This window comes from Corallococcus sp. bb12-1 (genome assembly GCF_026626765.1).
Taxonomy (GTDB): Bacteria; Myxococcota; Myxococcia; order Myxococcales; family Myxococcaceae; genus Corallococcus; species Corallococcus terminator.
The window spans coordinates 196065-215849 of sequence record NZ_JAPNJZ010000001.1 but is presented as its reverse complement, the minus strand read 5'-3'; the positions used below and the strand labels follow the sequence as shown (position 1 = coordinate 215849).

The window sequence follows — 19785 nt, the reverse complement described above, 5'->3', positions numbered from 1 at the left end:
AAATTTCGAGGGCTTAGGGGTCATGGTAGCCTCTCCCCCCTCCGAAGATGGCCACCGATAGCGAGTCCCCCAAGTCCGCCGCCCCCCAGTCGGGCGCCGCCCCCGAGCTTCGCCTGTTGGATCGGCGCGCGTTCGTGGGCTTTCCGGCATTGGAGGTGCAGCCCGGCCTGCGCATCTCCGACTTCGCGCTCCAGATTCCGGACGTCAGCTTCCCGTTCAACGTCAGCGCGGGCGCCACGCGCTACCAGCGCAAGAAGCTGCTCTTCGGTTTCCTGGAGCTGTCCGTCGACGCGGACCTCATCACGCGCAAGGTGGCGGAGCTGGCCGGCCGGCTGGCCGGCGTCGAGGATCTGCGCCTGCACTTCCGCCCCGGCTATCTGGAGGGCCAGGGCCGTCTGCCCGCGCCGGAGCGCACGCCGTTCACGTTCAAGGTCGCCTTCGATGCGGACGGGGACCGGCTCGCCGTCTACATCTACGACGTGCGGCTGTATGGCTTCTCCGCCACGCCGTCGGTGCAACTGCCGGGGCTGTTGTCCACGGCCGTAGGCGCGCTGGCGCTCCTGCCGGAGGTGGAGGTGCGCGGCGCCACCGGCTTCTCCACCCGCGTGCTGCCCGCCCTGTGCGAGCGCGCCGCGATGAGCCGGGGCTACAAGGTCCCCACGCTCGACACCGCGCGCCTGTCCGCCGCGGAGGTCTCCAGCACCGGCCTGCGCCTGCGCTTCGCCGCCGGTGGATTGCCCCCGCCCGCCGCGCCGGATGAAGAGCTGATGCTGGCGCTCGAAGGGGCTCGGGCCTTCGCGGACGCGGAAGGACTCGTCGCGCAGGGGCGGCTCGCGGAGGCACGGCAGGCGTACCTCCAGGCCGGGGACGCGCAGGACGCGCACCCCTTCGCGGCGGAGCGATTGCTGGCGTTGCTGGTCGCGGATCCGCAGGCGCACGACCTGGCGCTGGACGTGGCGGCCACGCTGTCGCGCCGTCGCGACCGCAGCCCCGCGGCGCTGTGGGGCGAGGCCGTGGTGCGCGAGCGTCGGGGCGAGGGTGCCCGCGCGGCGGAGCGCTATCTGGCGCTGTGCGCGCTGGCCCGTCGCACGTCGGAAGAGGCCGCCGCGTTCTTCGCCGCCGAGGCCGCGGCCCGTTCGTCTCGCGACACCGCGCCCCAGGTGGCGGTGAAGGCGCTGCACGAACTGCTGGGCCTCAAGCCCGATCACCTGCCGTCGCTGAAGGCCCTGGCGCGCGCGTCGGATCAGGCGCGGGACCGGGCGGGCGCGGTGCGGGCGTACCGGCGGCTCGCGGCCCTGGCTCGCGACCCGTTGGAGGCGGCGGATGCGCACGTGCATCTGGCGCGGCTGTGCGCGCAGACGGAGGACGACATCGCGGGGGCCCGGCTGCACTGCGAGGCCGCGCTGCGCCTGTCGCCCGACCAGCCGGATGCGCTGCTGCTCCTGGGTGAGCTGTGCCATCGCGGCGGTGAACACCTGCGCGCGTTGAAGGCGCTGGACCGGCTGCGTGAAGTGTCGATGGCGCGCCATGAGCTGGACCGCGTGGGACAGGCGGACCTGCTCGCGGGCCGGGTGTGGGAAGAGGGACTCAAGCAGCCGGAGAACGCGCTCCTGCGATACCGCGAGGCGGTGTCGCTGCTGCCCGGCGAGCCCGAGCCGCTGTTCGCCTCCGCTCGCGTGGCCGAAGGACTGGGGCGGCTCCAGGAGGCACTGAGCGGCTACCAGCAGGCGCTGGAGCTCGCGGGCCCGGCGCCGCGTTCCGAGGGCATCCGTCACGCCGCGCATGCGAGCCACCACGCGCTGGCGCGGCTGTCGCGCACGAAGCTGGGCGACCCGGCGCGGGCACGTGAACACCTGGAATCCGCGCTCGCGTTGGATCCGCGCGACGCGGTGGCGCTGGACGAACTGATTCCGTACTTCCGCGTCACCGGCCGCTCGCAGGAACTGGCCGAAGCGCTGGAGAAGGCCGCCGCCCTCAAGGAAGAGCCGAAGGCGCGCGCGGCGCTGTGGGCCGAGGCGGGCGAGCTGTACCGGGGCAAGCTCCAGCAGGCGGACAAGGCCGACCGGCTGCTCACGCTCGCGCTGGAGGCGGATGGCGACCACCGTCCCGCGCTGGAGTCGCTGCTCGCGCTGGCCGAGGCCCGTCGCGATGGCGCCCAGCTCACGCGCTGCCTCGCGGCGCTGGCGCGGCTGACGCCGGAGCCCAAGGAGCGCGCGCAGAAGTACCGCCGCCTCGCGGTGGCCGCGCGCGACCTCGCCTTCGACCTGGACCTCGCCGTGCACGCGTTGCAGGAAGTGCTGCGCGCGGAGCCGGACGACCTGCCGGCGCTGGGCGAACTGTGCGCCCTGCAGCGCAAGCGCTCCGACATGGCGGGGCTCGCGACCGCGCTGGAAGACCGCGCGCGCGTGGCCGAAGCGCAGGGCGACAAGCGGCTGGCGGCGGCGGCCCTGCGTGAACTGGCGGGCGTGCTGGAGGCGCGGCTGGGCCGGGTGGGCGACGCGCTGGTGGCGTTGGAGAAGGCGGCGCGGTTGGCCCCGGATGCCGCCGTGCTGTTGGACCTCGCGGACCTGAGCCTGCGCTGCGAACGTCCCGAACATGCGCGCCGTGCGCTGGAGTCGCTGCTGGCGATGCTGCCGCGCACCGCCGCGCCGGAGAAGCTGGCGGACGTGCGCGCGCGGCTGGGCCGGGCGTGTGAGTTGCTGGGGGACCGCGAGGGCGCCATCGCCGCCTATGCGCAGGCGTTCCCGCTGCGCCGGCTGGATGACGTGCTCGCCACGCGGCTGGAGGCTCTCTACACGGAGGCCGGCGAGACGCAGGCGCTGGCGGAGATGTGGGCCACGCGCGCGCAGGCGCTCGCGGGTGCGGACCGTGCGGAAGAGGCCGCGCCGCTGTTCCTCCAGAGCGCTCGTGCCCTGCTGGAGCGCGGGGAGAAGGCCGCGGCGCTGATGCGTCTGGCCTCCGCGCTGGAGGCGAGCCCCGAGGGCCCGCTGGCCGCCGAGGTGCTGGAGGCGCTGGCCGAGCTGGAACTGGAGCGCGGCGAGAAGCTGGAAGCGGCGCGGCTGTACGCGCGGCGCGCCTCGCTGGTGCCGGACGCGCGAGCGGGCGCGAAGCTGCTCTTCCGCGCGTCGCTGTTGGCCGCGGGTACGAGTCGCGAAGAGGCCTTCCTCGCGGAGGCCCTGGAGCGCGATGCCACCTTCGCCCCCGCGCGCATCCGCCGGGGCGAGCTGCGGCTGACCACCGATGCCCGCGCCGCGCTGGAGGACTTCGAAGCGGTGCTGGCCCTGCCGCCCGCGGACGTGGATGCCCCGCGCGAAGCGGAGCGCGTCGCCCTCACGCGCAAGGCCGCCACCGCCGCCGTGCGCGGCAACCGCACGGACGCGGCCCGCCGCCTGCTCGCGGAGTTCTGCGCGCGCACGCCGGAGGACCTGGATGCGCGGCTGGAGCTGGCCGCGCTGCACCGCAAGGCCGGCGCGCGCGAGGCCCTGGCGGACCTGCTGGTGGAGCTGTGGCCGCGCCTCGCCGGAGACGCCCGCCGTCAGGCCCGCCGCGAGCTGGCCGAGCTGTGTCTGTCCTTGGGTCGTGCGAGCGCGGCGGCGGATTCGCTGCGCAGCCTGCTGGTGGAGGAGCCGCAGGACGCGTGGGCGGCGCAGGCACTTTTGGAGCTGTTGCCCCCGCCGGGCACGGGCAACGCCGAGGAAGAGTCCGAGCGGCTGGAGCTGCTGGGCACGCTGGTGTCGGCCGCGTCGGGTGAGGCTCGCGCCGAGCTGCTCGCGCGCCGAGCCGTGCTGCACCGGAGCGCCGGTCGTGTCGGAGCCGCGCGGGATGACTGCGCCCAGGCCGCGAAGCTGTCGCGCAAGCCCGCGCCGCTGCTCCTGATGCTGGCGGAGCTGGCGCGCGAGGCGGCGGATGCGCCCGCGGAGCTGGATGCCTGGCGCCGCGCCGTGGCCGCCGATGCCAGCCTGGGGGCGCGTGCCCGTGAGCGGCTGCTGGCGCTGGCCAGCGTGCTCCTGGAGAAGGACGAGCGCGCCTCCGCCGGAGACGCACTGCGCGCGGCCATCGCGCTGGAGCCGCCCGCCGACGCGCGGTGTGATGCGTTCTTCGCGCTCTCGGAACTGGCCCGCCGTGACGGCAAGAGCGCAGACGAGGCCGCCGCGCTGGCGGAGGCCGCACGCCAGGGACCCATCGCCCGCCGCGTGGAAGCACTCCAGTTGCGCGCGACGTTGCTGGAAGGGCAGGGGCAGCGCGAGGCCGCCGCGACCGACCTGGAAGCCGCGCTCCTGCTGGCCCCTCGCCACGAGGAAGCGACGCTCGCGTTGCAGCGCGTGCTGCGCGACCTGGAGGACTGGGCGCGGCTCGCGGAGCTGCTGGCCGCCGAAGCCCCGCATGCCTCGCCCGCCGTCGCGGCGGCGCTGTACGCGGAGCTCGCGAGCCTCTACCTCGACCGGCTGGGCCAGTCCGCGCCCGCCGAGGCCGCGCTGCGACAGGCGCTGCGGCTGACCCCGACCGATGCGTCCGTGCGCCGCCGACTGGTGTCGCTGGTGGCCGGTCGAGGCGAGCTGCTGGAAGCCGCCGGACTGCTGGAGGCCGCGGCCGAGGACGCGGAGCCCACCGAGGCCGCATCGCTGCTGCGTGAAGGCGTCACGTATGCACGGCAGGCGCAGGAGCTGGACCGCGCGCTGGCCCTGGCGCGCAGGGCGCATGCACGGGTGCCCGCGCGGGGCGACGACCTGGCCACGCTGGCGGACCTGCTCTACCTGCGCGGCGCGGTGCGCGAGGCCCTGCCGTTGCAGGAGGCCCTGGCCACGGCGGCGGATTTCCGCGCGGCCCCGGAAGTGGCGGAGGCGGCGTACCTGCGCCTGGGTGATCTGGCCGAACAGGCGGGTGACGTGAAGCGCGCGGTGGCCGCGTACCGCCACCTGCTCACGGATCGTCCGCTGAGCGAGCGCGCCGTTGAGCGCCTCTCCGCGTTGCTGGAGAAGGATGATCCGCGCGGTGCCTTCGAGGTTCGCGTCGCCCACGCGCGCGTGCTGGCGCCGTCCGAGGCCACTGTCACGCGGCTGGTGACGCTCGCGGAGCGGGCTCGCGAGTCGCTGGCGGACGCGGGCATCGCGGCGTCGCTCCTGTCGCACGCGGCGCAGATGGCGAAGGAGCCCCTGCCGCTGCGCCGTCGGCTGGCCGCGCTCTACCGGGAGACGGGCCGCTCGACGGAGCTGCTGGCGGAGTTGCAGCCGGTGGCCGCGCTCAGCCTCCAGGCCGGGGACGTGGACGCGGCGCTCGCGGCCTACGACGAGGAGGCCCGGCTCGCGGAGGTGCTGGGCCGCGCGGACGAAGCGCTGCGCTCGCTCGCCAATGCGCGCGACCTGCTCGCCTCCGAGGACCGCCGTCCCGAAGCCGCCGCGTGCGAGCGTCGCCGCGCGGAGCTGCTGCGCGACGTGAAGCTGGACCTGGGCGCCGCGGAGGCCGCGCTGGAGAGCGCCTTTGGTTTCGCCGCGGAGCTGGACACGGCCCGCCTGGGCGCGGCCCTGGCCGAGCGCCGCGACGATGCGGCCGCCGAAGCGCGGTGGTGGGAGCGCGCGCTGCCCCGGCTGACGGGCACGAAGCAGGGCGCGGCGGTGTTGCTGCGGCTCGCGCGACTGAACCTGGGCGAACTCGCGGATGCGCCGAAGGCCGAGGGCTTCCTACGCCAGGCGCTGCGTCAGGACCGAGCGCTCGCGGAAGCCGAAGCCCTGCTGGCGGAGCTGCTGGAGCGCGACGGACGGCTCGCGGAGCTGGCCGCCTGGTACGAAGAGTGCGCGGAAGCCGAGACGGACAAGGACCGTCACGCGGCGCTGCTCTACCGGGCCGCGGTCATCTACCGGGACCGTGCGGGCAAGCCGGAGTCCGCCGCCGCCGCGCTCATCGCCGCGCGCGCCGCGAAGCCGGACGACCTGGAGCTCACCGCGCAGGCGGCGGAGCTGCTGCACCAGGTGCGTCGCCCCGCGGACGCCGCCGAATTCGACGCCATCCTCCTGGAGGCCGACCCCTTCCGGGAGCCCGTCTTCACGCGCCACCGCGCCTTCCTGGAGGAGACCGAGGAGCGCCAGTCGCTGGCCGAGCTGATGCTCCGCCGCGCCGAACGCCAGAAGCCCGCCGAGGCCGCGATCAGCTACCTCGCCGCCGCGAGCGCCTTCCGTGAGGGCGGGGCCCGCGAGCGCGCCATCCTGTGCGAGGACCGCGCGTTCGAACTGGACGCCAGCAACGCCGAAGCCTTCCACCACGTCCGCGAGCGCGCGGCCGGAGACGTGCGCCGACTGGCGGACCTCCTGGGCCAGCGCGCCGAGGCCGTGTCGCCCTCGGAGGCCCTGCCCCTGTTGCGCGAGCGGGCCCAGCGCCTGTTGGACGCGGGCGAAGCCCTCAAGGCCGCCGAGGCCTTCGACGACTACCTGGGCCGCGCGGGGGGCGACGTGGAGGCCCTCTGCGCTCGCGCCGAACTGGCCGCGCAGGGGGGGGGCCCCGCCGCCGCGCAGCCTTACGACCGCCGGGTCCTCGCGCTGGGCGGGGACACGCTGCCGGTGCCGGTGCTCGTGCGCACGTGGCTGCGATTGGGGCATGCCTCGCTCGCGTCGGGTGCCTTCCACGACGCGGCGGATGCCTTCGAGGCCGTGGTCTCGCTGGAGCCGGAGGGCGCACGCGGCGGTGAGGCGCTGTCGCTGCTCGCCGAGGTGCATTCGCGCACGGGCAACGGACCGGGCCTGTACCGGGCGTCGTTGCAACTGGCGCGTCGGGCTCAAGACACCGCGACGGAGGAAGTGCTGCTGCGCCGCGCGGCGGACCTCTTCGATGATCCGCGCGACGCCATCGACGCGCTGGTGCCCCTGGCCCGGCTGCGTCCCGCCGACGCGAGCGTCATCGACCGCGCGGTGGAGGGCCTGCGCGCCCTGGGCCGCCACGGCGACCTGCTGGGCATCTACGAAGTCGGCGCGGAGGCCGCGGGAGGTGCACGCGCCGCGGAGCTGCTGCTCGCCGCCGCGTCCGTGGCGAACGACTCGCTGTCGGACGCGGACACCGCCTGGGCCCTCACGCAGCGCGCGGCGGAAGCGGATCCGGAGAACCCGGCCGCCCTGCGTGCGCTGGTGGAAGGACTGCGCTCCCGCAAGTCGGCGGAGGCGCTGCTCGCCGCGCTGGAGCGACTGGTCCCCCGCACGGACGACGCGGACGAGGCCGCCGTGCTCCGGCTGGAAATCGCGATGCTCGCACGCGACGCCGGTCGTGAGGACACCGCCCGCGACGCGCTCGAAGCGGTGGTGTCGCGCGGTGCCTCCGGTGCCGGCTACGCCGACGCGCTGGAAGCGCTGGAGCCGCTGCTGGGTGAGGCCCACGCGCGCCGTGCCGAAGTGCGCGTCGCCCGCGCCGAGCTCGTGTCGGGCGAACTCCGGGTGTCGCTGCTGGTGGCCGCCGCCCGGGCCTTCGAGAAGGCAGGCCTGCTGGAAGAGGCGCTGAAGGCCGCCAAGGCCGCCGTCGCCACCGAACCGGACCTGCGCGCCGCGCTGCTGGTCGCGCACCTGTACCGTGCTTCGGGAGACGCGCCCCGCGCGGCCCGTGCGCTGTTGCAGGCCGCGCGCCTCGCCGCGCCCGAGGAGCGACCGCCGCTGCTGCTGGAGGCCGCGGGCCTCTGGGAGAAGGCCGGCGACATGGGCGAGGCGCTGGAGGTCATCGAGCGCATCGCCACCGACGCGCCGGACATGCTGTCCCCGGCGGAGCTGGCCGAACGCTTCGCCCGCCTGGGTGCCTTCGCGCGCGCCCTGGACGTGGGCTTCGAGCCCGCCATGGTCGCGGGCGAATACACCGACGCGCTGGCCATGGCCGCGCAGGCGGGCGATGTGCCCCGCACGCGTGTGGCCCTCTGGGCCCTGGTCGCCATGCCGGACGCGGATCCGTCCCACGCGGCGGCCCTCGCGGACGGGCTGCGCGAGGACTCCGAATGGGAGGGCCTGCTGGAGCTGGCCGCCCTGTCCTTCGACCGTGACGCGGCCTTCGCCGTGGCCCTGCGGGACGAGGTGCTGCGCGCCCGCCCGGCCCCGGTGGTCGCGCGCCTCCGGGCCCTGGAGGAGTTGGGCGCGGATCCAGGCCTCGCCACGCGGCTGCTGCTGCTCCTGCCCGAACTGGGACTGGAGCCCGAGCCCCTGGCCGAAGCGGTGCTCGCCCGCGTGCGCGCGCTGCCGGAGCCCGCGCGGCTGGAGTCGCTGGCCTTCGCCGCGGACGGCTGGCCCGCGCGCCGTGATGAGCTGCTGCGCGAGCGGTACGCGCTGGAGCTGAAGCTCGAACACCTGGAGTCCGCGGAGCGCACGCTGGCGCTCATCGCGCAGGGCACCGCCGACGTGAAGGCGCGCGCGCTGCTGCACCTGGAGCGCGGTGAGCTGTTGCAGGGCCCCCTGGCGCAGCCCGCCGAGGCCCGCGAGGCCTTCGAGGAAGCCCTCGCCGACGACGCGGAGAGCCTCGCCGCCGTGCAGGCGCTGCTCGCGCTGGTGGACGAGGCGCGCGAGTCCACGGTGTTCCTGGTCCTGGCGGACACGCTCGCGAAGCTCTCCGGCCCCGACGCGTGGACGCCGTACCGCGAACGGCTGGCGGATGCCTACGAAGCGCAGCAGCGCTACGCCGAAGCCGCCACGCAGCTCGAACAGCTCCCGGACACGGACGAACGGCTCGCCCGCCGCGTGCGCTTCGCTGAAGCCCGGGGCCTCGTGGGCGAAGCGCTGCGGCTGCGCGAGCGCCTCACGCACGAACCCGCGGCGCTGGAAGTCATCCTGCGCGGCTACCTGGACGCCCAGCTCGTGGGCCCCGCCGTGCGCCTCACCGAACGGCTCGCGGACGGAAACCACCTCACGCCCGGCCTCACGCGGTGGGTGACCGAACGCCTGTCCCCGTCCCCGGACGGCGCCGCGCTCGCGGTGCGCTTCTGGCCGGCGCTGCTGCGTGAGAAGTGGCCGGACGTGGACGGCTGGACGCTGTACGCGGAAGCGCTGCGCGCCCTGGGCCGCGCGGAGGCCGCCGAGCGCACGGATGGCATTGGCGCCGCGCTCGTCTCCAGCGACGCCCCCGCGCCGCGCGCTCCCGTGTCCGTGCTGGCCCGGCCCGCGCAGGACTTCCAGCACCCGGAGCCGGAAGGCCGCGTGCCGGTGACGGGTGAGAGCCTGCCGCGCCTGTACGTCGCGCTGAAGCCGGTGCTCGCCTCGCTGGGCGCGGAGCACGTGCGCCTGTCCGTCGACCCCAAGGGCGGCGTGGAGGCGCACCTCACGTCGCCGGACGCGCTGGTGCTGGGCGCGGGCGCGCTGGGGTGCTTCGGCGCGGTGGAGCTGGGCTGGCTGTGCGCGCTGGCGCTGGCGCTGGGCGACGCGGGCGTGCAACTCACCCGTCCCGGCACGGTGCTGGCGTGGGAAGCGGCGGCGGTGGCGGCCTGGCGCGCGATGCCGGCGTCGCTGGCGGCGGGCCGCGTGCTGGCCCAACTGGACGCGGCCTCGCGCGGCGGCGACCCGATGGGGGTGGAGGTGGGCGAGGTGCTTGCCCGCAGTGAAGCCTTCCACCAATTGGCCCTGGCATCGCTGGACGTCTAACCTCGGGGACGACATGCACCTGAAGCGACTCGCGCTGGCGCTCTTCCCCGCAGCGGCCCTGGCCGTCGCGGTGGGCTGTTTCACCGACCCCGTGTACCCGGGCAACCAGGTGCTGGGCTCGTTCCGCTTCCAGGCGAAGCTGGACGCGGCGCGCACCACCTGTGACGCGGGCTCGCGCGAGTACGCGCAGTTGGACGACGCGGGCTCCTTCTATTTCGAGGGCACCTTCTCGCGAGACACCGACGCGGGCACGGGCTTCCTCACGGTGCTGGGCTTCACGCGCGACGCCGGCTACTCGGGCCAGAGCGTCAATTCCACCCACCGTGCCACAGCGCCCCGCGCGTCGTGCGGCACCGGCTGCGAGGACTCCGAAATCGAGGAGAACCTCAACGTGATGCTCCTGAGCGACAGCCAGGCGCGCAACGTGGCGCGCGACTGCGCACGCCTGGACGGCGGCGTCCCCGAGGGCACCATCCCCGCCCCCACGGAGAACGGCTACGACGTGTCGCTGGCGTGCGGCACGCTCACGGACATCTTCCTGCCGGGCAAGGGGGCGAGCTGCAATTGCAAGCCGGCCACCTGCACCACCGTGTACACGGTGCGAGGCGACCGGCAGGACTGAAACACCCGGGGCCCGGCCCCGTCGTGTAACGTGCGCCGCCCCGAAGTGGAGGATGGAATGGCGAAGCGTGCGGTGGTGCTCCTGTCCGGCGGACTGGATTCGACGACCTGTCTGGCGATGGCGAAGGCGGCCGGCTTCGAGCCGGTGTGCCTGTCCATCGCCTACGGCCAGCGCCACTCGGTGGAGCTGGAGCGCGCGCGCAAGGTCGCCCAGATCATGGGCGTGCGCGACGTGCGCGTGGTGACGGTGGACCTGCGGCAGGTGGGCGGCTCGGCCCTCACGGACGACATCCCGGTGCCCAAGGACCGCTCGGACGAGGACATGTCCCACGATGTCCCCGTCACCTACGTGCCCGCCCGCAACGCGCTGTTCCTCTCCCTGGCGCTGGGGCTCGCGGAAGTGGTGGGCGCGACGGACCTCTACATCGGCGTCAACGCGGTGGACTACAGCGGCTACCCCGACTGCCGCCCGGAGTTCATCCGCTCCTTCGAAACGATGGCCCAACTGGCCACCAAGGCGGGCGTGGAGGGCGCGCGCTTCCAGGTGCACGCGCCGCTCTCCGGCCTCACCAAGGCGCAGATCATCCAGGCCGGCGTGAAGCTGGGCGTGGACTACGGGATGACCCACTCCTGCTACGACCCGGATGCCCAGGGCCGCGCGTGTGGCCGTTGCGACAGTTGCCTGCTGCGCTCCAAGGGCTTCCAGGAAGCCGGCGTGCCGGATCCCACCACCTACGTGGACGGGGTGCGCTGATGCGTACGACGACGCGGCTTGCGCTGACCCTGGCGCTGTTCGGATGCGCACCGGCCCTGGCGGAGGACGCGAAGCCGAAGCCCGCGCCCAAGGCCACGCCGACGCCGAAGGTGGAGCTGGTGGACGCCGCCACCGTCATCCCGGACCTCCTCCTGGACCTGCGCTACGCGACGAAGGACAACTTCCTCAAGCGGCAGGTGTACCCGGACGGGGCGCGGTGTCTGTTGCTGCCGGACTCGGTGAATCGCCTGAAGAAGGCCGCGGACGTGCTGCGCCCCCAGGGCTACCGGCTGAAGGTGTACGACTGCTACCGGCCGCGCGCTGTGCAGTACGAGATGTGGAAGATATTGCCCAAGCCGGGCTACGTGGCGAACCCCGCCAAGGGCTCCAATCACAACCGGGGCGGCGCGGTGGACCTGACGCTGGCCACGGCGGACGGGGGCGAGGTGGAGATGCCCACCCCCTTCGACGACTTCACCCCCAAGGCGCACCACGGCTACATGGGCGGCACGCCCGCCTCGCGTGAGCACCGGGAGGTGCTCCGGGGGGCCATGGAGGGCATGGGTTTCCAGCGCAACAAGATGGAGTGGTGGCATTACGACCTGCCCGGCGCTACGAAATTGCCGGTGCTGGACGTGCCCTTTACGCCGGCGAACTGACGCTCGGCCGGCGGCCAGTCCAGTGGTTTCGCGCGGTTGCGTCAGGGACTGCGCGTAGGTGGGCGCGCGCACGGCGTGCCTGCTATTCCTGGCGTCCCATGAGGCAAACGCTCTCGGCTGGCCTGGAAAACACGCTCATCACTCCGCCCTCGCAGTCAGAGCTGGCACCCACGCTCATGCCGGGGTCCTCGACGACCAGCCGGCGGAACACGGTGCTGCCCCGGGTGGAGTGGACGGGCCAGCAGCCCAGCGTGGTGCCCCTGCAACGTGAGCGCTTCGAGGAAGTGCGTCCGCTGGGGCAGGGCGGCATGGGCGAAGTGGTGCTGATGCGCGACCACGACATCGAACGGGAGGTGGCGCTCAAGCGGCTGCCCCAGGGCGCGGAGTTGGATCGCGTGCTGCGCTTCGTGGAGGAGATCCGCACCGTCGGCACGCTGGACCATCCGAACATCGTGCCGGTGCACGACGTGGGCGTGGATGAGCAGGGCCGCTACTTCTTCATGATGAAGCACCTACAGGGCGAGACGCTGGAGTCCATCATCGCCCGCCTGCGCAGCTCGGACCTGCACGCGCTCGTGCGCTATCCGTTCCCGGTGCGGGTGCAGATCTTCCGGGGTGTGCTGCACGCGCTGTCGTACGCGCACGGCAAGGGCTTCATCCACCGCGACCTGAAGCCCGCGAACATCATGGTGGGGCCCTTCGGTGAGGTGACGGTCCTGGACTGGGGCCTCGCGCGCAAGGTGGGCGCGCCCACGCCGCCGCGTCTCCCGGAAGGCGCCACGAGCGCGTCGACGGAAATCGCCCCTGCGCGACCGCTACACACGGAGCTGGGCTCCGTGGTGGGCACGCCCCTGTACATGTCCCCGGAGCAGGCGCGCGGCGAGCACGACACGATGGACGCGCGCAGCGACATCTACAGCCTGTCGGTGCTCTTCCACGAGCTGCTCGGGCTGACGCACTACCTGGACGGACTCCAGTCCGTGCCGGACATCATGAAGGGCGTGCAGACGCGCTCGCTGTCACTGCTCAACGCGCACGCCAACAGCGCCCAGGGGCCAGTGCCCGCGGAGCTGCTGTGGTTCGTGGTGAAGGGCATGAAGAAGGACCCCCAGGAGCGCTACGCCTCCGTGGACGAGATGGTGCTGGCGCTGGATGCCGCGATGGACGGCCGGTGCGCGGTGCAATGCCAGCGCACGTTCCTGAAGAAGACCTTCCACCAGGGCCTGCGCGCGGCGGACCGCAACCCCATGGCCATCACGATGGCCGCCGTGGTGGGCGCGGGGCTGGTGATCGCCTCCGCGGTCCACCTGGGCATGTCGTTCTTCGCGACGATGCCGCACTGACGTCCGGCGGTTTCCACGGGCGCCCCCGAAACGCGCGGTAACTTTTCGCCGCGCCCCGGGTTCCCATCAGCACCATGCGCGCCCTCCCTGTCTGGCCCCTGGTGGCCCTGTGCCTGTCGTGTGCGTCCCGGTCGCAGGTCGCGGCACGTGAGGCGCCACCCGCCGCCCCCTTTGACGAAGCCCGCGCGGTGCACGTGCTGCAACGGCTGGCCTACGGCCCGTCAGCCCGGGACCTCGCGGAGGTGAAGCGGTTGGGCGTGGACGGGTGGGTGGAAGCCCAGCTCCAGCCCGCGTCGAACGCCGCGTTGCCAGCGGGCCTCGAAGCGAAGCTCCAGGCCTTCCCCACGCTGGGCATGTCCATGCAGCAACTGGTGGAGGACTACCCACGGCCGCCGCAGGAGATGCCTCGCGAGGAGAAGCGTGAGCGGGGACCGGCGCGCGTCGTCTTCGAGCGCTCTTCGGCGCGGGTGCTGCGCGCGGTGGAGAGTCCCCGCCAGTTGGAGGAGGTGCTGGTGGACTTCTGGTTCAACCACTTCAACGTCTCCGAGGACAAGGGCGTGGTGAAGTGGATGGCCACGGCCTACGAGCGCGACGCCATCCGTCCGCACGTCTTCGGCACCTTCCGCGAACTGCTGGGCGCGACGGCGCACCACCCGGCGATGCTCTTCTACCTCGACAACTGGCGCAGCACGCGCGAGGGCCTGAGCCAGGAGGAGCTGCGCCACCCGAAGCGCTTCCGCCGCCAGCAGGCCGCCGCGCTCGCGCCGATGATGGACGACGGCGCGGAGGACGAGGAGGCGAAGCCGAAGCTGGGCCTCAACGAGAACTACGCGCGCGAGCTGCTGGAGCTGCACACGCTGGGCGTGGACGGCGGCTACACGCAGGACGACGTGCGCGAGGTGGCGCGCTGCTTCACCGGCTGGACCGTCCGCAAGCCGCGCAAGGAGCCAGACTTCCTCTTCCGCCCGGTGGCGCACGACGCGGACGCGAAGGTGGTGCTGGGACAGGCCATCCCCTCGGGCGGGGGGGAGAAGGACGGCGAGAGGGTGTTGGACCTGCTGGCGAACCACCCATCCACCGCGCGCCACGTGGCGCTCAAGCTGGCGCGGCGCTTCGTCGCGGACGCGCCGCCGCCGGAGCTGGTGGACCGCGTGGCGAAGGTGTTCCTCGAATCGAAGGGAGACCTGCGCAAGGTGTACCGCGCGCTGTTCCTGTCGCCGGAGTTCCAGTCGCCCCAGACCTACGCCGCGAAGGTGAAGACCCCGTTCGAATACGTGGTGTCCGCGCTGCGGGCGACGGACGCGCAGGTGGAGGTGACGCCCAAGCTCCTGCGCCACCTGGCGTTGATGGGCGAGCCGCTCTACCGCGCGCCCGCGCCCACGGGCTTCCCGGAGGTGGCCGGGCCGTGGGTGAACAGCGGCGCGTTGGTGGCGCGGCTCAACTTCGGTCTGGACCTGGTGGGCGGCCGGCTGCCCGGAGCGCGGGTGTCATGGGACGCGTTCGCGCCGAAGCAGGCGCCCTCCTCGGTGGAGTGGGTGGACGGGCTGGGCCGGGCGCTGCTGGGAGCGAAGCCGTCGGAGGAGACGCGCGCGACCATCCTCGCCGCGTTGTCGGAGAAGCGGGAGGCCGCGAGCGCCGTGGACGAAGCGCCTCCCGTGGATGTGGCCCTCATCGCCGGGCTGCTGCTCGGCTCGCCGGAGTTCCAGAAACAATGACCGCGAACCTCGACCGTCGGCGGTTCCTCCAGGCCCTGGGCCTCACGGGCGCGGGCCTCGTGCTGGCTCCGTCCTTCCTCGCCCGGGCCCTGGCCGCCAGTCCCACCGAGCCCGCCCGCCGCGCGCTCGTGACCGTCTTTCTGCGAGGCGGCGCGGATGGTCTGTCATTGGTGCCCCCCGTGGAGGATGACGCCTATCAACGCGCGAGGCCCACGCTGGCGCTCAAGTTCCAGGGCGACCATGCCGCGCTCAAGCTCCAGGGTGTGTTCGGCCTGCACCCGGCGCTGGGCGCGCTGATGCCGTTGTGGGAGCAGGGGAGGCTGGCGGTGCTCCCCGGCGTGGGGCTGCCTGTCGCGCCGCGCTCGCACTTCGACGCGCAGGACTTCCTGGAGTCCGGCACCCCGGGCCGCAAGTCGACGGCGGATGGCTGGCTCAACCGGGCGCTGGAGGACGCGAGCTCGGACGCACCGCTGCGCGCGGTGGCGCTGCAACCCACGTTGCCGCGAGCGCTGTATGGGAATGCCGGCGCGCTGGCGATGGGGCGACTGGGAGACTTCCGGCTGCGCCAGGGCGGGGACGCGCGCCAGGGCTTCTCCGCGCTCTACGCCGGAGCGGTGGACCGGGCGCTCAAGGGCGCGGGCGCGGACGCGTTCGAGGCCATGTCGCGGCTGGACGGCGCGCGGCTGGCGAAGCTGCCCGTGTCGCCCGGGGTGACGTACCCGGGGACGCCGCTGGCGCGCAGGCTCCAGGACATCGCGCGGCTGCTCAAGGGCGACGTGGGGCTGGAGGTGGCGGCGACGGAGATGGGCGGATGGGACACGCACGTCGCGCAGGGCGTGGCGCAGGGGGCCTTCGCGAAGCGCTGTGACGAGCTGGGCGGCGCGCTGGCGGCGTTCGCGGCGGACCTGGGCCCGAGGCTGGACGCGGTGACAGTGGTGGTGATGACGGAGTTCGGCCGCACGGTGAAGGAGAATGGCAACCAGGGCACGGACCATGGCGTGGGCGGGGTGATGCTCGCGCTGGGGGGCGGCGTGAAGGGAGGCCGCGTCCACGGGCGCTTCGAATCACTCACCCCGGACCACCTGCAGGACGGCCGGGATGTCCCGTCATGGACGGACGTGCGCGCACCGCTGGCCGAGGCCCTGCGCGCATGTCGCCCCGGCGTGGACCTGTCGAAGGTGTTCCCGGGCTACTCGGCAGGCACCCCGCTGGGGATGTTCACGTGAGTGGGGGACCGTCGCGCCTTCCCGTGGGCTCCACTGTCTGCCCTCGGACTCCGTGCAGGGGACATGCTCGCGGGCCCGACGGTGGAGGAAGCGCGCGGTAGGTTCACTCAACATCCCACCGATGTGATGGACTGGCGGCGTGCAACGCTTCCGCCGCCTGCTCATGGCCTTCATCTTCATCTCCGGCATGCTGTACTTCGCGCTGTGCGCGCTGACCTTCGCCGCGCAGCGTTCGCTCATCTACCCCGCGCCGCGCTCCGAACCGGAGGCGCTCCAGGGCCGTCCGGGCTTCGGCCAGGTGCCGCTGGCGGCGGGGCTGAACGTGGACACCTTCTACCTGCCCGCGCCGCCGGGAGCGCCCACGGTGCTGCACTTCCACGGCAACGGTGAACAGCTGCTGGGCCAGCGGGAACTGGGCCAGTTGCTCGGGGATGCGGGCGTGGGGTTCCTCGCGGTGGAGTACCCGGGCTACGGCGCGTCGGGGGGCAATCCCTCGGAGGCCGGCCTGTACGCGGCGGCGGAGGCCGCGCTCCAGTTCCTGCGCGAGCAGGGCGTGAAGCCGGAGCAGGTGGTGCTGAGTGGCCGCAGCCTGGGGACCGGCGTCGCGGTGGAGATGGCGCGGCGCGGATACGGCGCCCGCATGGTGCTGGTGGCGCCGTACACGTCCATGGTGGCCATGGGCCAGCGCATGCTGCCCTTCCTGCCCGCGACGCTGCTGGTGCGCGACCGCTTCGAGTCCCTGACCAAGGCCCCTGGCATCACCATCCCGGTGCTGGTCATCCACGGTGAACAGGACGAGGTCGTCCCGGTGGAGATGGGCCGCACGCTGGGTCAACGCTTCCCGCACGCCACGGTGGTGACGGTGCCGCGCGCGGGCCACAACGACGTGCTGGAGCAGGATGGCCTGAAGGAATTCGCGAGGCTGGCCACGTTCGCGCTCGACGGCACCTGAGTCTGTTCGCTGCCCCTCGGAGTCTTGAGGTCCCTCGTCGCGTTCCTTCGCGCCCGCCGGTTATGCTCCGTGTCAGCAGCGCGATGAGGCATCGCGTCCTGGTTCCCCCGAGGGATGGATGAGCGTCAGCCCGGCCCCCGCCACCTCCCTGTCCGAAGCCGCCCGTGAAATCGTGGAGGTGGGTCGCTTCCTGAGCGTGCGCAACTTCGTGCCCGCGACCAGCGGCAACTTCTCCCGCCGGCTGGACGCCCGCTCGGCCGCCGTCACCCGCTCCGGCGTGGACAAGGGCGAACTGGTGGAGGCGGACGTGCTGGTGGCGGACCTCCACGCGCCGCCGCCGGAGGGCGCGTCAGCGGAAACGCCGCTGCATCTGCAACTGTATCGCGACAGGCCGGACGCCCAGGCGGTGCTGCACACGCACTCCGTGGTGTCCGCGCTGCTGTCGAACCTGCGGCAGTCCGAAGGCGAGCTGGTGCTCCAGGACTTCGAGCTGCTCAAGGCGCTGGGGGACACCCGCACGCACGAGGCGGCGGTGTCGATTCCCATCCTCCCCAACGACCAGGACATCCCCCGGCTCGCCAGTCAGGTGACGGCGATGCTGGAGCAGCGGAGGGAACTGGTCGCGTATCTCATCGCCGGCCACGGGTTGTACACCTGGGGTCGGAGCATGGCCGAGGCGCGCCGCCACGTGGTGGCGCTGGAACACCTGCTGACGTACGAACTCGAGAAGATGAAGGTGCGGCGATGAGCCACCTGACGGTCTACAAGGAACACGCCCCGGAGGAGCCGCTGGGCCGCTTCACCGAACCGGCGGACATCGGCCGGGAGCTGGCCCCCCTTGGCGTGCGCTTCGAGCGCGTGGACGCCTCCATCGCGCTGCCAGACGGCGCGGGCCAGGACGAGGTGCTCGCGGCCTACCAACACGTGGTGGACGCGGAGCGGAAGGCCCACGGGTACAACACCGTGGACGTGGTGCGCATCCAGCCGGACGCGGCCAACGTGGAGCAGGCGCGCCAGAAGTTCCTCTCCGAACACACCCACGCGGAGGACGAGTCGCGCATCATGGTGGAGGGCAGCGGCTGCTTCTATCTGCACGCACAGGACAAGGTCTTCCAGGTGGTGTGCACCCGGGGCGACCTCATCCGGGTGCCGGAAGGCCTGAGGCACTGGTTCGACATGGGGCCCGCGCCGCGGTTCGCCGCCATCCGGTTCTTCATCCGGCCGGACGGCTGGGTGGGCCACTTCACCGGCGAGACCATCGCCGAGCGCTTCCCGAAGTACGCGCCATGAGCGGCCCCATCGCCATCGTCACCGACGTCGAGGGCACCACCAGCTCCGTCGCCTTCGTGAGGGACGTGCTCTTCCCCTTCGCCCGGAAGCACCTGGCGGAATACGTCGCGCTGCACGGCCAGCAGTCCACCGTGCGCCAGTGTCTGTCCGACGCCCGCACGCTCGCGGGTGAGCCCGGGCTGGACGACGTGGGCACGGTGGCGCTGCTCCATCGCTGGCTGCACGAGGACCGCAAGGCCACGCCCCTGAAGACGCTCCAGGGGCTCATCTGGGCGGAGGGCTACGCCCGCGGCGAGCTGAAGGGCCACGTGTACGCGGACGCGGCCCGGGAGCTGCGCGCGTGGCACGGGCGGGGCCTGCGCCTGTATGTCTATTCCTCCGGCAGCGTGGCAGCGCAGAAGCTCCTCTTTGGTTACAGCATCGAGGGGGACCTGACGCCGCTGCTCTCCGGCCACTTCGACACCACCACCGGGCCCAAGCAGGAGGCCGCGTCGTACACGAAGATTGCCCAGGCGCTGGCGCTGTCGCCGGGGGACATCCTGTTCCTGTCGGACAGCGTGGCGGAGCTGGACGCGGCCAGGCAGGCGGGGCTGCGCACGGCGTGCCTGGACCGGGGCGAGGTGGCCGTTCCCCAGGGGCACGGGCACCCGACGTTTCCTGACTTCACGTCGCTCGGTTCGTTCGTGCGCGTGTCCTGAGCAGGTTTGAGCCGTCCCTTCCTGGAGCCGGAGTCCGCACCCATGTCGAGTTCCAACAAGCCCGTGCTGGGCATCATCGGCGGCAGCGGCCTGTATCAGATTGACGGCCTGACGGACGTGTCGTGGCGCCGGGTGGCGTCGCCTTTCGGGGAGACGTCGGACGAATTCTGCTTCGGGCGCATTGGCGACCAGCCCGTGGTGTTCCTGCCGCGCCACGGCAGGGGGCACCGGATTCCGCCGTCGGAGCTGAACTTCCGCGCGAACATCGACGCGCTCAAGCGCAGCGGCGTGACGGACATCCTGTCCATCTCCGCGGTGGGCAGCCTGCGCGAGGACCTGAAGCCGGGCACCTTCGTGGTGGTGGACCAGTTCGTGGACCGCACCTTCGCGCGGGTGAAGAGCTTCTTCTCCACGGGGCTGGTGGCGCACGTGTCCATGGCGAAGCCCACGTGCGCGCGCCTGGGCGATGCAGTGATGACGGCGTGCGAGGGATTGGACATCCAGGCCGTGCGCGGCGGCACGTACCTGGTGATGGAAGGGCCGCAGTTCTCCACGCTGGCGGAGAGCCAGTTGTACCGGCAGTGGGGCTGCGACGTGATTGGCATGACGAACATGCCGGAGGCCAAGCTCGCCCGGGAGGCGGAGATTTGTTACGCGAGCGTGTCCATGGTCACGGACTTCGACTGCTGGCATCCGGACCACGACGCGGTGACGGTGGACCAGGTGGTGGCGGTGCTGCTGGGCAACGCGGGCAAGGCGCGCGCGCTGGTGAAGAACGTCGCGGCGCTCGTGGGGCGCCATGAAGGTCCCTGCGCCAGGGGCTGCCAGACGGCGTTGGACCACGCCATCATGACCTCGCCGGACGTGCGCGACCCTGCCCTCGTGGAGAAGCTCTCCGCGGTGGCGGGCCGTGTCCTGAAGCGCTGAAAGGAAGACA

The 19785-nt window shown here is 72.9% G+C and carries 12 protein-coding genes; all 12 read left to right on the top strand.

All coding sequences use genetic code 11. The annotated features are described in order from the left end of the window. Nucleotides 1-47 precede the first annotated feature (47 nt). Nucleotides 48-9590 carry a flagellar hook-length control protein FliK gene (locus OV208_RS00885; protein ID WP_267571878.1) on the top strand — a complete coding sequence of 3181 codons (9543 nt, stop codon included), beginning with the start codon at nt 48-50 and terminating at the stop codon, nt 9588-9590. 13 nt (nt 9591-9603) lie between these two features. Next, entirely contained in the window at nt 9604-10212 is a 609-nt protein-coding gene (locus OV208_RS00880) for a hypothetical protein (RefSeq protein WP_267571877.1), read from the top strand. A gap of 57 nt (nt 10213-10269) precedes the next feature. After that, complete coding sequence (gene queC, locus OV208_RS00875; RefSeq protein WP_267571876.1) at nt 10270-10965, top strand: 7-cyano-7-deazaguanine synthase QueC; 696 nt, start codon at nt 10270-10272, stop codon at nt 10963-10965. Then, nucleotides 10965-11624 (top strand): D-alanyl-D-alanine dipeptidase, encoded by a 660-nt coding sequence (ddpX, locus tag OV208_RS00870; protein ID WP_267571875.1) that lies wholly within the window; start codon nt 10965-10967, stop codon nt 11622-11624. The genes queC and ddpX overlap by 1 nt, the downstream gene beginning before the upstream one ends. Nucleotides 11625-11722: 98 nt before the next feature. Continuing rightward, a complete protein-coding gene (locus OV208_RS00865; RefSeq protein WP_267571874.1) occupies nt 11723-12967 on the top strand; it encodes a serine/threonine-protein kinase in 1245 nt (414 codons plus the stop codon). A gap of 74 nt (nt 12968-13041) precedes the next feature. Continuing rightward, nucleotides 13042-14682 (top strand): DUF1800 domain-containing protein, encoded by a 1641-nt coding sequence (locus OV208_RS00860; protein ID WP_267571873.1) that lies wholly within the window; start codon nt 13042-13044, stop codon nt 14680-14682. Continuing rightward, nucleotides 14679-15908 carry a DUF1501 domain-containing protein gene (locus OV208_RS00855; RefSeq protein WP_267571872.1) on the top strand — a complete coding sequence of 410 codons (1230 nt, stop codon included), beginning with the start codon at nt 14679-14681 and terminating at the stop codon, nt 15906-15908. The genes OV208_RS00860 and OV208_RS00855 overlap by 4 nt, the downstream gene beginning before the upstream one ends. Nucleotides 15909-16047: 139 nt before the next feature. Continuing rightward, the gene (locus OV208_RS00850) at nt 16048-16860 is read left to right on the top strand and encodes an alpha/beta hydrolase (RefSeq protein ID WP_324291327.1); all 813 of its coding nucleotides are present in this window, start codon (nt 16048-16050) and stop codon (nt 16858-16860) included. A gap of 118 nt (nt 16861-16978) precedes the next feature. Further along, complete coding sequence (locus tag OV208_RS00845) at nt 16979-17608, top strand: methylthioribulose 1-phosphate dehydratase (RefSeq protein ID WP_267571871.1); 630 nt, start codon at nt 16979-16981, stop codon at nt 17606-17608. Beyond that, nucleotides 17605-18150 carry a 1,2-dihydroxy-3-keto-5-methylthiopentene dioxygenase gene (locus OV208_RS00840; protein WP_267571870.1) on the top strand — a complete coding sequence of 182 codons (546 nt, stop codon included), beginning with the start codon at nt 17605-17607 and terminating at the stop codon, nt 18148-18150. Before OV208_RS00845 ends, OV208_RS00840 begins: the two co-directional genes overlap by 4 nt. Next, the gene (gene mtnC / locus OV208_RS00835; protein ID WP_267571869.1) at nt 18147-18848 is read left to right on the top strand and encodes an acireductone synthase; all 702 of its coding nucleotides are present in this window, start codon (nt 18147-18149) and stop codon (nt 18846-18848) included. The genes OV208_RS00840 and mtnC overlap by 4 nt, the downstream gene beginning before the upstream one ends. A gap of 42 nt (nt 18849-18890) precedes the next feature. After that, a complete protein-coding gene (locus tag OV208_RS00830) occupies nt 18891-19775 on the top strand; it encodes an S-methyl-5'-thioadenosine phosphorylase (RefSeq protein WP_267571868.1) in 885 nt (294 codons plus the stop codon). Nucleotides 19776-19785: the final 10 nt, after the last annotated feature.